Source organism: Fluviicola sp., assembly GCF_039596355.1.
Taxonomy (GTDB): Bacteria; Bacteroidota; Bacteroidia; order Flavobacteriales_D; family Crocinitomicaceae; genus Fluviicola.
Genome location: NZ_JBCNJW010000002.1, coordinates 47,980 through 61,101, shown reverse-complemented (window position 1 = coordinate 61,101; position 13,122 = coordinate 47,980). Strand labels below are relative to the sequence as shown.

12 protein-coding genes are annotated in these 13,122 nt (G+C 45.2%); 3 read left to right on the top strand and 9 right to left on the bottom strand.

The features are described from left to right. Positions 1 to 18: 18 nt before the first annotated feature. The gene (locus ABDV94_RS05465) at positions 19 to 975 is read left to right on the top strand and encodes an NAD(P)-dependent alcohol dehydrogenase (protein WP_343605469.1); all 957 of its coding nucleotides are present in this window, start codon (positions 19 to 21) and stop codon (positions 973 to 975) included. A gap of 2 nt (positions 976 to 977) precedes the next feature. On the opposite strand, the gene ABDV94_RS05460 is transcribed toward ABDV94_RS05465, so the two are convergent. From ABDV94_RS05460 to ABDV94_RS05420, 9 genes are all read right to left on the bottom strand, one after another. Then, a complete protein-coding gene (locus ABDV94_RS05460) occupies positions 978 to 1,553 on the bottom strand; it encodes a Crp/Fnr family transcriptional regulator (protein ID WP_343605467.1) in 576 nt (191 codons plus the stop codon). 8 nt (positions 1,554 to 1,561) lie between these two features. Beyond that, the gene (locus tag ABDV94_RS05455; protein ID WP_343605465.1) at positions 1,562 to 1,879 is read right to left on the bottom strand and encodes a hypothetical protein; all 318 of its coding nucleotides are present in this window, start codon (positions 1,877 to 1,879) and stop codon (positions 1,562 to 1,564) included. Between the two features lie 77 nt (positions 1,880 to 1,956). After that, positions 1,957 to 2,397 carry a hypothetical protein gene (locus ABDV94_RS05450; protein WP_343605464.1) on the bottom strand — a complete coding sequence of 147 codons (441 nt, stop codon included), beginning with the start codon at positions 2,395 to 2,397 and terminating at the stop codon, positions 1,957 to 1,959. Between the two features lie 169 nt (positions 2,398 to 2,566). Next, on the bottom strand, positions 2,567 to 2,863 hold the full coding sequence (locus tag ABDV94_RS05445; protein WP_343605463.1) for a hypothetical protein: 297 nt from the start codon (positions 2,861 to 2,863) through the stop codon (positions 2,567 to 2,569). 168 nt (positions 2,864 to 3,031) lie between these two features. Beyond that, the gene (locus ABDV94_RS05440; protein WP_343605462.1) at positions 3,032 to 8,338 is read right to left on the bottom strand and encodes a T9SS type A sorting domain-containing protein; all 5,307 of its coding nucleotides are present in this window, start codon (positions 8,336 to 8,338) and stop codon (positions 3,032 to 3,034) included. Between the two features lie 54 nt (positions 8,339 to 8,392). After that, positions 8,393 to 9,325, bottom strand: coding sequence for a formyltransferase family protein (locus tag ABDV94_RS05435; protein WP_343605460.1), 933 nt, complete (start codon positions 9,323 to 9,325; stop codon positions 8,393 to 8,395). Further along, complete coding sequence (locus ABDV94_RS05430) at positions 9,325 to 10,476, bottom strand: ABC transporter substrate-binding protein (RefSeq protein WP_343605458.1); 1,152 nt, start codon at positions 10,474 to 10,476, stop codon at positions 9,325 to 9,327. Before ABDV94_RS05430 ends, ABDV94_RS05435 begins: the two co-directional genes overlap by 1 nt. A 45-nt stretch (positions 10,477 to 10,521) precedes the next feature. Next, positions 10,522 to 11,076, bottom strand: coding sequence for a tail fiber protein (locus ABDV94_RS05425; RefSeq protein ID WP_343605457.1), 555 nt, complete (start codon positions 11,074 to 11,076; stop codon positions 10,522 to 10,524). 29 nt (positions 11,077 to 11,105) lie between these two features. Continuing rightward, positions 11,106 to 11,660, bottom strand: coding sequence for a tail fiber protein (locus ABDV94_RS05420; protein WP_343605456.1), 555 nt, complete (start codon positions 11,658 to 11,660; stop codon positions 11,106 to 11,108). A 482-nt stretch (positions 11,661 to 12,142) separates the two neighbouring features. Between ABDV94_RS05420 and ABDV94_RS05415 the strand changes: the two genes are divergently transcribed. Together ABDV94_RS05415 and ABDV94_RS05410 are read left to right on the top strand one after the other, a co-directional pair. Then, positions 12,143 to 12,337 (top strand): cold shock domain-containing protein, encoded by a 195-nt coding sequence (locus ABDV94_RS05415; RefSeq protein WP_343605455.1) that lies wholly within the window; start codon positions 12,143 to 12,145, stop codon positions 12,335 to 12,337. 93 nt (positions 12,338 to 12,430) lie between these two features. Continuing rightward, positions 12,431 to 12,877 (top strand): cold shock domain-containing protein, encoded by a 447-nt coding sequence (locus tag ABDV94_RS05410; protein ID WP_343605453.1) that lies wholly within the window; start codon positions 12,431 to 12,433, stop codon positions 12,875 to 12,877. Positions 12,878 to 13,122 lie beyond the last annotated feature (245 nt).

The window sequence follows — 13,122 nt, the reverse complement described above, 5'->3', positions numbered from 1 at the left end:
GTCATGAAAACGAATAAAATGAAAGCAGTACAATGCACAAAGTATGGTGCGCCGGAGGTGTTGAAGTTGATCGAAATGGAGATTCCCGTTCCGAAAGAGGATGAACTATTGGTACGAATCCATGCAACGGCGGTGAATTCGGGAGATGTCCGGATCCGGAAAGCAGATCCCTGGGCAGTTCGGCTGTTTTTCGGATTCAAACGACCAAAACAAGCTGTTTTAGGGGGTGTTTTTTCCGGAGAAGTAATGGCAGTAGGGACATCGGTGAAAAACTACCGGGTTGGGGATTGTGTTTTCGGAACAACCGGTATGACTTTCGGAACATACGCAGAATACCGGTCGGTGAAAGAAACGGCGGCCATTGCCCTGAAACCCGAATCATTGAGTCATACTGAAGCGGCAATTATTCCTTTCGGCGCACTGACGGCACTTCACTTTATCCGGAAAGCAAAGGTGGGTTCGGGACAAAAAGTATTGATCTACGGAGCCTCGGGAGCAGTTGGTTCGGCTGCAGTGCAATTGGTAAAATACTACGGAGCGGAGGTTACGGCGGTTTGCAGTGGTCGAAACCGGGAGTTGATGCACCGGATCGGGGCAGATCAGGTGTTGAATTACCAGTCTGAAGAATTGGCGCTGAACCGGGAGAAATACGACGTCGTTTATGAAACTGTCAATAAGTGGTCATATGCTGAAAGCCTGAAACACGTCCGGAAAGGAGGGACGCTTATTTTGGGAGCGGCAGATTTTTCTAAAATGATTCTTGCCGGGGTTTCCAATTTGTCCGGGAAGAAGGTATTGACCGGTGTGTCGAAGGAATCAGCGCTTGAAATGAAGTGGATGAAAGAATTGATTGATGAGGGCCAATTTACTCCTGTTTTGGATCGGGTGTTTTCATTGGATGAAATTGTAGAAGCACACCAGTATGTCGACGCAGGCCATAAGCGCGGAAATGTAGCCGTTCAGGTCATTCGTTAAGTTCACTTTTGTGCAAGTCTTTTCCGGATCCGGCTGAGTGATTCGGGTTTCACCCCGATATAGCTTGCGATCATGTATTGCGGAATGCGTTGGATTAATTCCGGCCGGGTTTGAATCAGTTTCAGGTAGCGTTCCTCCGGTGAATCGGTGAAATACGACCCTGAAAGTTCCTGCTGCTCTGCAAAGACTTTTTCCATGACTTTGCGCGAAATGGTTTCCAGTTTCGGGAACTGTTTGTAAAGCGCTTCTTCTTTTTCGCGGTTTCCAACAACCAGGATACTATCTTCACAGCATTCCAGGAAATGTTTGGATGGCTGGTTATTTGTCATACTGTTGACGGAAATCACCCATTGCTCCTCCGAGAAAAAGTTATTGGTTTTTTCTTCGCCTTCAATCAGAAAGTATTGTCTGACACAACCTTCCAGTACAAAATAGGCTTCCATCGAGATTTCTCCTTCTTTCAGTAAAATTGATCCTTTCGGGTAATTTTTGATGGTCAGTGTGGCAACAATCCCATCAATTTCCTCCTGCGAGAGCGGAAGAATCTTCGAAAAATAGGTAAGGAGTTTTTGTTCCATCGGCATATTTACTGTTCTTCGAGCTGCAGGTATTTGTTGGAAGCAAAAGTGATGTAGTAAATTGCCGCCAGGGTTCCGAGCGGATTGTGTTTTGCAAAACTGGACATCGTGAGTCGCTTGGTTTCATTTTCCCCGATATTAAAGGAAATCGGTTTACTGGTACACCAGTCAATTTTCACCTGCACCTGGTTGTCTCCTTCCGGAATGTCGAAGATTTTCGTTTCTCCGTTAGAGATCACGCCGATTACTTCTCCGTTGACCAGTACGTTGATGTCTCTAACCCGGTTTGCATATTCGCTTACGCGGAACAGTTCTAAATTCGCCATTGAAAAGAGTTTTTGATAAGCTCCGGATAAAGGTATTATTTTATCTTTCTCTTCCCATGAAATGATTCCTTTTCTGATTATTTCAGGCGCATTCCAATCCCAATCCCGATATTCCATTTCCCGTTTGCTGTTGCAGTTTTAGCATTGTAGTAAAACGGAACCTGGAGAGCGAATTTTTTATAACAATAGGTGAGTCCAGCACCCAAATTCGGGGTAATCGGTGCGTTTTTATAAGTTCCATGGTCTTCTTTGTATCGGAGGGAAGGAAGCATCCCCAGGATGATTTTTGAACTTTTCAGAGTGAAACTGATATTTGGTCCGGTGAAATTGAGGAATGCACCATGGTCGACATAGCCGAGGATAAACGTTCCGTCGAATGGGCGAAATGCCACTTTCGGGGTTGCCGGCTTGATCGTTTCAGAAGCAGGTGTTTCCTGTGCCTGAACGGGAGTGAATGACTGGATTAGTGCTAGTGCGAGAAATGCACTTTTCACCGCTGAAAGGAGTGATTGTTTCATCTTTTTAGCGGCAAAGTGAAGGGTTTTGAGGTGATTTTGGAAGTGAGGTGCGGATGAATGTACCGAGGGAGTAAAAAAATGTAATCAACCGGAGGTAAGGGAATCTTAAAATCGCTTTGAAATTTACTTACCAGGGTAAATGGTGGATAAGTGTACACTTATCCACCATTTATAAAAACCAGCGAATTTTCTCCCAATCGTCGGACATTTGCTCGTTCTTTGACCAGAAATACATACTCCCGATATAGTACCCGGTTATCAACCCGCTGCGTTCAATCAAACTCACATGGTGATTAATCGTTTTCTTATGCAGGGGAATAAACTGTTCCAGAACCGGAACATTCATCATCAAATGATTCTCCAGGTAACGCAGAATCTCAATACGTGCAGGAGAGGAAATCACTAACCCAAGTTCCGCATCCCGATACCGCTGATCGGTAAAAATGGCTTTCTTTTTTGCTCCCATAAAAATGACTTTCTATTTAAGTTAAGTAAAAAGATCAGTTCTAACAAGAGCAAAAAGATTGTTTTTCAGGTTTTTATAACAAAACGGAGGATTTCCAAACTACCGGAATAAAAAAGGAGGCCCTTTTAAGAGCCTCCCTTCTTCACAAGTATGCGTAGTTGTTTTGGATTATTGCTGTTTCACGATTCGCTTCAACGCTTTTCCGGATTCCGTTTCAATTGAAAGGAAGTAAACTCCGTTACCGTAGGAAGAGAAATCGATCTGCTGACCGTTTGAAATACGTTTCACATCCAGTGTTTTACCCTGAGCATCTGTAATAGTCAGAAGTGCATCAGCAAAAGTCATGGAAATCGTTACATAATTCGTTGTTGGGTTCGGGAATACCTGAATAGCCTGAGCATCCAGTTCTTCCAAACCTACGTTGTTGATCGTAACACAGCTGGAAGTAGCACTACAACCTGCCGCATTGCTAATCACCACCGCATACGAACCGTTACTTGTCGGAGTGAAGTTCTGACTGGTAGCACCTGTAACCGGCACGTTTCCGTTACAGTTCAGCCACTGGTAAGTTGTACCGCTTGATGCTGTGAATGAACCATTCCCGTTGTTTGTAACCGTTGCGTTCGGAGCCGGTAAAATAGTCAGATCCAGAACGAAGATGGAATCACAACCGTTGCCGTCAACCAAGGTATCCGAATAAATTCCGGAAGCAGTATAAGTCATACCGTTTTGTGCCCAGGTATAGCTTGCACAATTCGTTACGGATTCTGTCTGTGAAGAACCACCGATTGTCAGGTTCAAGGTGATAATGGAATCACAACCTGCTGCATTCGGGATAGTATCTGTATAAGTTCCGGAAGTCGTATAAGTCATTCCATTTTGAGCCCATGTGTATGAACCACATGCAAATTCATTCGAAGATGAGTTGGAAGCAGTTAAGATAGTCAAATCCAGGGTCACAATAGAATCACATCCTGCTGAGCTTGGAATTGTATCAACATACGAACCGGAAGCGGTGTAAGTGACCCCGTTTTGAGCCCATGTGTACGAATAGCAATTGCTTTCTGTTACCGTGTTAGTAACCGGAGCAATGACAGTCAACGTCAATGTTACCGTAGAGTCACATCCGTTTGCTGCAGTTCTTACCTGTGTATAAGTACCGGATGTATTGTAAGTCTGAGTACCCCATGTGTAAGAGTTACAAGCTGTTTGGCTGAAACTTCCTGTGATCGGAGCAGATTCCGTAATGGTAAACGATTTTGTTGCCTGACAGTTGTTCGCGTCAGTCACTGTTACAGTATATGTTCCTGCTTCCAATCCTGAAGCTGTAGCAGCTGTACCGCCTGAAGGAGTCCATGAGTAAGTGTAACCCGGAGTTCCGCCTGTCGGAGAAACGGTTGCAGAACCTGTAGAACCACCGTTACAAAGAACATCTGTTTGTGAACCGGACGATACATCCAGTACGGTCGGTTGTACAATGGTGAAGGATTTTGTTGCCTGACAGTTATTCGCGTCAGTCACTGTTACAGTGTATGTTCCTGCAGCCAGTCCTGTTGCTGTAGCAGCTGTACCGCCAGAAGGAATCCATGCGTAAGTATAACCTGGAGTTCCACCTGTAGGAGAAACGGTTGCTGTACCATTTGATCCGCCGTTACAAGAAACATCTGTATGTGTTCCGGCAGATGTATTCAAAGCAGTTGGCTCATTAATAGTGAATGTTTTTGTACCCTGACAGTTGTTCGCGTCCGTTACCGTTACGGTGTATGTTCCTGCTGCCAGTCCTGTAGCCGTAGCTGCAGTTCCACCTGAAGGAGCCCATGAATAGGTGTAAGAAGGAGTTCCACCGGTAGGAGAAACAGTAGCTGTACCGTTCAACCCACTGTTACAAGACACATCTGTTTTACTTCCTGCAGTGGTGTTCAAAGCAGTTGGTTGTGTAATCGTAAACGATTTTGTGCTCTGGCAAGAGTTTGCATCTGTTACAGTCACGGTGTATGTTCCAGCCGCTAATCCTGTTGCAGTTGCAGCAGTACCACCTGATGGAGCCCAGGAGTAGGTATACGAAGGAGTTCCACCCGTCGGAGAAACGGTAGCTGTACCGTTCGAACCACCGTTACAAGATACATCCGTTTTGCTTCCTGCAGTGGTATTTAACGCAGTTGGCTGTGTAATCGTGAAGGATTTTGTACCCTGACAGTTATTCGCATCTGTTACCGTTACGGTGTATGTTCCTGCTGCCAGTCCCGTAGCCGTAGCTGCAGTCCCACCGGAAGGCGCCCATGAATAAGTATAACCTGGCGTTCCGCCTGTAGGAGAAACGGTAGCCGTACCGTTCGACCCACCATTACAAGACACATCCGTTTTGCTTCCTGCAGTGGTGTTCAGCGCGGTAGGTTGTGTAATCGTAAAGGATTTTGTACCCTGACAGTTATTCGCATCTGTTACCGTTACGGTGTATGTTCCTGCAGCCAGTCCTGTAGCCGTAGCTGCAGTACCACCTGATGGAGCCCATGAGTAGGTATAAGAAGGAGTTCCACCTGTAGGAGAAACCGTTGCTGTACCATTTGTTCCACCGTTACAGGAAACGTCTGTTTTGCTTCCTGCGGTGGTATTCAACGCAGTTGGCTGTGTAATGGTAAATGATTTTGTAGCCTGACACGCGTTCGCATCGGTCACCGTTACGGTGTATGTTCCAACCGCTAATCCTGTTGCAGTTGCAGCAGTACCACCTGATGGAGCCCATGAGTAGGTATAAGAAGGAGTTCCACCTGTAGGAGAAACCGTTGCCGTACCATTTGTACCACCGTTACAAGATACATCTGTTTTGCTTCCTGCAGTGGTATTCAACGCGGTTGGCTGTGTAATGGTAAATGATTTCGTAGCCTGACACGCATTTGCATCGGTCACCGTCACGGTGTATGTTCCAGCCGCTAATCCTGTAGCCGTAGCCGCAGTACCACCTGATGGAGCCCATGAGTAGGTATAAGAAGGAGTTCCACCTGTAGGAGAAACCGTTGCCGTACCATTTGTTCCACCGTTACAGGAAACGTCTGTTTTGCTTCCTGCGGTGGTATTCAACGCAGTAGGCTGTGTAATGGTGAAGGATTTCGTCCCCTGACAGAAGTTTGCATCCGTTACTGTTACAGTATAGGTTCCAGCGGCCAATCCCGTTGCAGTTGCAGCCGTTCCACCTGAAGGCGCCCATGAGTAGGTATAAGAAGGAGTTCCACCTGTAGGAGAAACCGTTGCCGTACCATTTGTTCCACCGTTACAGGAAACGTCTGTTTTGCTTCCTGCGGTGGTATTCAACGCAGTTGGCTGTGTAATGGTGAAGGATTTTGTACCCTGACAAGAATTTGCATCGGTTACCGTTACGGTGTATGTTCCGGGAGCTAATCCTGTAGCCGTAGCCGCAGTACCACCTGATGGCGCCCAGGAGTAAGTATAAGAAGGAGTTCCACCTGTAGGAGAAACGGTTGCAGTACCGTTCGAACCTCCGTTACAGGAAACATCTGTTTTGCTTCCTGCTGTGGTATTCAGCGCGGTAGGTTGTGTAATCGTAAAGGATTTCGTCCCCTGACACGCGTTTGCATCGGTTACCGTTACGGTGTATGTTCCGGGAGCTAATCCTGTAGCCGTAGCCGCAGTACCACCTGATGGTGCCCAGGAGTAAGTATAAGAAGGAGTTCCACCTGTAGGAGAAACGGTAGCTGTACCGTTCGAACCACCGTTACAGGAAACGTCTGTTTTGCTTCCTGCAGTGGTATTCAATGCCGTAGGTTGTGTAATCGTGAAGGATTTTGTACCCTGACAGTTATTTGCATCGGTCACCGTTACGGTGTAAGTTCCTGCAGCCAGTCCTGTTGCTGTAGCCGCAGTACCACCTGAAGGCGCCCATGAATAAGTATAACCTGGCGTTCCGCCTGTAGGAGAAACGGTTGCAGTTCCGTTTGAACCACCGTTACAAGATACATCCGTTTTTGAACCTGAGACAGTATTCAATGCAGTTGGCTGAGTAATGGTATACGATCTGGTAGCCTGACAGTTATTTGCATCGGTTACTGTTACGGTGTAAGCTCCGGCAACCAGTCCTGTTGCAGTTGCCGCCGTACCGCCTGAAGGAGACCAGGAGTAGGTATATCCCGGAGTTCCACCTGTAGGCGCAACGGTTGCTGTACCATTTGAACCTCCGTTACAGCTCACATTCGTTTTACCTCCGCCAACACCAGCATTCAATGCACTACTTGGCTGAGTAATCGTAAAGTTTTTGGTAATCTGACATGAAATAGCATCGGTAATGGTAACTGTATAACTTCCTGCAGCCAGTCCGGTTGCAATGGAAGCAGTACCTCCTGAAGGAGACCAGCTATACGTATAAGATCCGATTCCCCCGTTTGGAGATACAGCTGCCGAACCGGTTGAGTTTCCGAAACATAAGACATCATTTTTGGCTGTTGAAGAAGTGATATTCGAAATATTCAGTGTTCCTGCACTGGTATTGGTAAAACAGCTGGCAACTGCATTGATAGCAGTACAACGATAGGTATACCCGTTCATTGCACCGGTTGCACCGGTAATGCTTAATGTCGTGGTTGTTGCATTGGAATAAACACCGCCGTTTGTAATGTCTACGAAGCCGGATCCGGTATTGACCTGCCACTGGTAAGCTGTAGCTCCGGTAGCAGATGCCGTAAAGGTAGTGTTTCCGTTCACACAGATGGATCTGTTCGGTGGATTTGCCGTGACAACAGGAGCAGTACAGGAAGGAGTTTCAAACAAGCGGAAATTGTCTAACGCAAGTGATCCCGGGTTCCCGTTGTTGACATAGATATCAAAGCGCAAATCCAGGGTAGTTCCCGTTCCGGTAATTGTTCCGGAGACTTCCGCAAGAGTCGAGCTTAACAGCGGACTGTCTCCGATTCTGTCACCGTCATTGTCAACCGCCATCGTACCACCTGATGCAGTAGCGTTGTTTGGATAAATTCCAACGATTTTAGTCCATGTACCTCCATCGATACGGTACTCAACAGCCATGGAGTCCATGGTGAAACTGTTGGTAGCATTCGCGAAATAAATTCCCTGGAAAACAGCTCCGCTATTAGCTCCGAAAAGCCCTTTAAAAGATAAACCGCTTTTTCCGGCAATATTGATCCCTGACCAGGTAATTGACTGACCGGCACTGATGCTATTGTTAACACACGTTGACCCTCTGTCAATATCCATTGCGGACCAGAATTTAGAACCCTGGAATCCGGAATAACTACTTGTTGGAACAATGTCTGTTCCATCTGTCCGTTTAAAATACGCAGTAGCTGGACTGTTGCAGCTGAATTCTGCGATGGAAAGTGTCCGGCTGCCTGATGAGGGAGCTCCGGCATCTTCGAAATTGTCTGACCAAAACTGTGTCTGGGCGGAGCTGTTGAAGCCGACCAGAAGCAGTACGGTGAGCATGGTAAGTAATTTTTTTGTTTTCATATAACTGTTTTTTTTTGGATTAGAGGTGATTATGGTTTGAGTTTTTAGTATGAATTATGAATTGAATAGCAAGCCGAGAACGGGTTTTTTCGCAGCGAATCGCTCCGCCGTTTGAATCCCAAAATCTCCTGCCAGGATTTGAACATGGATAATTTGACCATCCAGACAAGAAACAGCGATTTCTCCGTCCGGAGTCACATTCAATACCTTTCCGGGAATGTCAGTATGCTGATTTTCGGATAACGAAGCGGATAAGATTTTGATGTTCCTTCCTTGTAACAGGGTATCAGCTCCCTGATTCCAGGGGTTACAAGCATTGATCAACGAAATGATTTCATCTGCAGGCATGCGTTTCCACTGAATGAAGGTGTCGGCTACTTCCGGCTTTTCAAAGTAACGAGCCTGATTTTCATCTTGTGCTGTCCGGGGGATTTGAGAACCGAATTGAAGCATGTGTGCCATATTTAATGCCACCATGGCTGTTCGTTCACTCAATTTGATAGCCAGCTCACCGTATGTTTCATTCGGTGAAATAGCTAGTTTCTCTTTCAGAATAACGGCTCCTTCGTCAAATTCCGGGTTCATAAAATGAACACTGATTGCCGTTTCTTTCTCCTGGTAACGCAATACCTCAAAAAGAGGCATCGGTCCGCGGTATTCAGGAAGTGGCCCCGGATGAAAATTGATAAAGCGCTCTTCCCCGAAGGACAAAACGTCTTCCGAAAGAAGAAACGGGAAGGAAATGCTGAAGATGTAATCCGGTTGCAATTCTTCGATCCAATCTTTCAAATCCGAAAGACTTTCTTTGTCCGGAAAGGATTTATAGGTCAATCCGTTTGTAACACGTTCCTGCTCCAGAACGGCTAGTACCTCTTTCTCACCTTTCCCGATTCCAACACCACACAGGAATTTTTCAAGCCCCAGGGTTTGCAGGGTTGGAAAAGCGAATTGACCGCCACATAGAACCAATATGCGTTTTTGTTCCATTAAATGCAGGTATAACTGTTATACCACCCCGAAATAGCATTTTCGGTTGAGATGGTAATGAATTGTTCAAAATCAGACCGGGAATTTTCAACGCTTTTTTCGATCAGCAGCGAGCAGGTTCCGTTTTCATCTTTTTGAATACTTGTTTCGTACAATGGAGCAAGGGTATGTCTGGTAGGAGCGTGGAAGCTTACGGTTCCTCTCGGACCGTCAAACGAAAACGCGTTCAGGGTATTGGAAACCAGTTCGACTTTATTCTTATTCTCCAGCATCAGGTCGCTTGCACGAGCCGCCAGGATTGCACCTTCCCATCCGATTAATGAGAACAGATTCGGAGTGCGCCCTGCAGAGTCGATTGCATCCATGAAAATCGTGTTTTCCGGGTTGTTCAATTGTGATGACCAGGCTGCGATCCCTTTGATTTGTCCGCCAGGATGAACGGCATTGCTGAGCATGGTTTCTTCGTGGGCGAATGGAGGAAGGTAGACCGGGAGGTGATTTTCACCAAATAGGTCTTTCAATCCTTCAAAATACCACTGGACATAGTCGCCGCTGAAAATACTCAGCAAAACTCCTTTCGGGTATTTCTCAACATGCTCCTTCAGCGGAAGCATCGAGAAATCGTCTTTGTTGTAACCGGTGGCATGGTTGAACGCGATGCTTCCGCCGGCCGCCGCAAAGCCGCTGCATAATCCCCAGGTTTGAAGATAGCCGCCATCATAATATCCGGTTACCATTCCTCCCTGGGAAAATCCATCGTTGGCAGCACGTTTGGCAGCTAACCATGAACCGAAGGAGTTATGTAACGAATGGTAAATGATATTGGGAGTTTCAGGCCATTCGTGCGGCACGTTTGCCCCGGCATCCAATACGATCAACAACCGGTTGGAAGCCTGAAACAGAGGTTTCAGAACCTGGGCCATCCGGTGTCCGATATAAGCCAGAACAACCGTTGCATTTTCATGCATGATTAATTCTTCCGCTGCTTTGTAGCAAAGTTGTTTATCGGTTCCGAAACCGATATTCTCTGTCACCAACCGGATCGTATCACGTTCCATATGACGAAGGGATGAGCGCACACCCTCAAAAATGTCAAAGCTCAAGCCTGTATAATAGGTTGAGCGTGGTAAAAGTAGACCAATTGTTTGCATCATATAATCAAAAGGGGAGTGCGTTTTGCGCACTCCCGTATTAGTTTAATTCCGGCTTGGGAAGATTCCTTCCACTGCAATTGAAAAGTTCAGACACAGGAATGGATTCAAAATATTGAATGGCATACCGCTTCCGGCTGCATCCGTAGTTCCTGAAACCTGTGTTCCCCCGGTATATAAATTCGGAGTCGCTGTATCTGCATAAGCAGCAGCAACAGTTGTTGCAGGAAATGTTCCATCTGCCGATTGCTCGGTAGCAGTTGTATTGTTGGCTTTGATCTGTACATGCATATTTACAAGCGTGTGAATATGCTGTGGCAGATTATCCGTTTTTAATGACATGTTTGTATTTCCCGAAGCTTCTCCGATCGTATAGTTCGGTAAGCCGCCTCCCTGACCCTGACCTACAGGCATGCGTCCCTGAAGATCAGGAAGTGCAAAAGTCGTTTGACCATTACCGCCATAAGTTGTTCCGATTAATGAGAACAAAGCCGTGTATGCAGCAATAGACAGGATCTGTCCCTGACAGGTCATGTATCCCAAAGGAGGAAAGTTAAAGCCCAAAAGTTTTACTTCTCCGATAAATGGTTCTGTAGACATACTAAATGGTGTTAGAGTAAGTAAAATAATTAATTACGGCTTGGGAAAATTCCGTAGAGCGCGATAGAGTAGTTCATACACAGATAAGGGTTCAGAATACTGAACGGTTGCCCGCCTCCGGTGATATCTGTCGTTCCGGATACCACTGTTCCTCCTGTGTAAACGTTGGCAGTAGGTGTATCAGCATAAGCAGCAGCTACTGTTGTTGCAGGAAATGTGCCATCTGATGATTGCTCTGTTGCAGTTGCAGAGGATGCTTTTACCTGAACTCTGACGCTATTCAACGTGTGAACGTGAGGAGGAATGTTACTTGTCAAAAGCGTTGTGGAAGTTGTACCTGCTACCTCTCCCATGGAGTAATAAGGCAAACCTGGTCCCTGACCTTGTCCGATTGGCACACGTCCCTGAAGATCAGGAAGTGCAAAAGTAGTTGTTCCGTTTCCACCGTAAGTAGTCCCCAAAAGAGAAAACAAAGCTGTGTTTTGAGCAATAGACAAAATTTGTCCCTGGCATGTTGCATAACCTTTTGGTGCAAAATTGAATCCGAAAAGTTTTACTTCGCCGATGAATGGTTCCGTAGACATAGTTATTATTTGTTTAAGAGTTACTTTTTACAAATGATAACTATTATCCAAAACAGCTGCCTGGCGTTGCATATGAGAGGAATAATGGTGTTATCATCAGTGAACGTTTATTTATCAAGGTTGAGACAAATATAAATGATAAATCACAAGAAAAACGAATAAACGGAATTTCAAGGGGAAACCCCTGTTATCCGTTCGTGGAGCAGAGCGTGTCCGGCAGGGAGAAATGGCGTAGGAATGTATTTGAATGGTAAGGGGTTGATTGATAGTTTTTTTGCTTGTTTTTTGGGGATGACTGCTTCAAATCTTGAAGGTGGATGGTTTTTTATCGAAACAACTGCCTCATTTTGGGGATGGGAATGACGAAATCACCTGAATTTTAAGAGAAAATAGCATATTTTATTGCAGAGTAAGAAAATGTTTGAGCGATCTTGTGAGATTATGTCGTACCTTTGCACCAATAGTTATTTAAATACAAGTTAATGAACAAAGGAACAGTTAAGTTCTTCAATGAAACTAAAGGATTTGGTTTTATTAAGGAAGAGAACTCCGAGAAAGACCATTTTGTACACGTTTCAGGATTAGTAGATGAAATTCGTGAAGGGGATTTGGTAGAGTTTGAATTAGAAGAAGGAAGAAGAGGAGTGAACGCAGTAAATGTGCGCATTATTCAATAATAAGCCTTTATAAATGACTAAAAAGAGTTTACCGTTTTTTTAGTGGTAAACTCTTTTTTGTTTTTGTAAGAGTAGTAAATTTTAAACAATTAAATGGCAAGATCACAAGAGACTTTTAGCAAAAAAGAAATTCAAAACAAGAAAGAAAAAAAGCGTAAAGACAAAGAAAAGAAAATGTTGGAGCGCAAAGAAAATGGGAAAGCCAGTTTCGAAGACATGATCGTTTATATCGATGAGAACGGAAATCAGACAACAACTCCGCCGGATCATTCAAAGCGATTGGAATTTAATGCCGAAGACATCGTAATCGGTGTTCCGAAGAGAGAAGACCTGGAGCCGGAAGACAAAGTTCGTAAAGGGGTGGTTACCTTCTTTAATGAGTCGAAAGGATACGGTTTTATCAAGGACAGTACTTCCGGAGACAGCGTATTCGTACACGTAAACCAGATGAGCGAAACGATTGTAGAAGGAAACAGAGTGAGTTTCGAAGTTGAAAAGGGGCAGCGCGGACCAACTGCTGTTCGTGTGAAAAAGGATTAATTCCTGTTGAATCGGAATCAGGCGGACGGGGAGTCCGTTTGGTTTGAATCTTCAAACAAGGATTTGTATGAAAATCCTGGTGACTTGAATTTTTATTTCTTGTAAATAAACTAAATGCGTTCAAAGGTTTAAAGGGTTCAAGTGGAACCGTTTCATTCTGATAGCTATCGGAATTTTAATCCTTTGAACTGTTTGGATACGCACTCACTCTTTCGTTGTGGTGAATATGACCATCACCTGTATTT

Bases quoted from the DNA above. Each gene is read 5' to 3' on its own strand.
- ABDV94_RS05465 (WP_343605469.1), top strand. From the start codon at position 19: ATGAAAGCAGTACAATGCACAAAGTATGGTGCGCCGGAGGTGTTGAAG.
- ABDV94_RS05460 (WP_343605467.1), bottom strand. From the start codon at position 1,553: ATGGAACAAAAACTCCTTACCTATTTTTCGAAGATTCTTCCGCTCTCG.
- ABDV94_RS05455 (WP_343605465.1), bottom strand. From the start codon at position 1,879: ATGGCGAATTTAGAACTGTTCCGCGTAAGCGAATATGCAAACCGGGTT.
- ABDV94_RS05450 (WP_343605464.1), bottom strand. From the start codon at position 2,397: ATGAAACAATCACTCCTTTCAGCGGTGAAAAGTGCATTTCTCGCACTA.
- ABDV94_RS05445 (WP_343605463.1), bottom strand. From the start codon at position 2,863: ATGGGAGCAAAAAAGAAAGCCATTTTTACCGATCAGCGGTATCGGGAT.
- ABDV94_RS05440 (WP_343605462.1), bottom strand. From the start codon at position 8,338: ATGAAAACAAAAAAATTACTTACCATGCTCACCGTACTGCTTCTGGTC.
- ABDV94_RS05435 (WP_343605460.1), bottom strand. From the start codon at position 9,325: ATGGAACAAAAACGCATATTGGTTCTATGTGGCGGTCAATTCGCTTTT.
- ABDV94_RS05430 (WP_343605458.1), bottom strand. From the start codon at position 10,476: ATGCAAACAATTGGTCTACTTTTACCACGCTCAACCTATTATACAGGC.
- ABDV94_RS05425 (WP_343605457.1), bottom strand. From the start codon at position 11,076: ATGTCTACAGAACCATTTATCGGAGAAGTAAAACTTTTGGGCTTTAAC.
- ABDV94_RS05420 (WP_343605456.1), bottom strand. From the start codon at position 11,660: ATGTCTACGGAACCATTCATCGGCGAAGTAAAACTTTTCGGATTCAAT.
- ABDV94_RS05415 (WP_343605455.1), top strand. From the start codon at position 12,143: ATGAACAAAGGAACAGTTAAGTTCTTCAATGAAACTAAAGGATTTGGT.
- ABDV94_RS05410 (WP_343605453.1), top strand. From the start codon at position 12,431: ATGGCAAGATCACAAGAGACTTTTAGCAAAAAAGAAATTCAAAACAAG.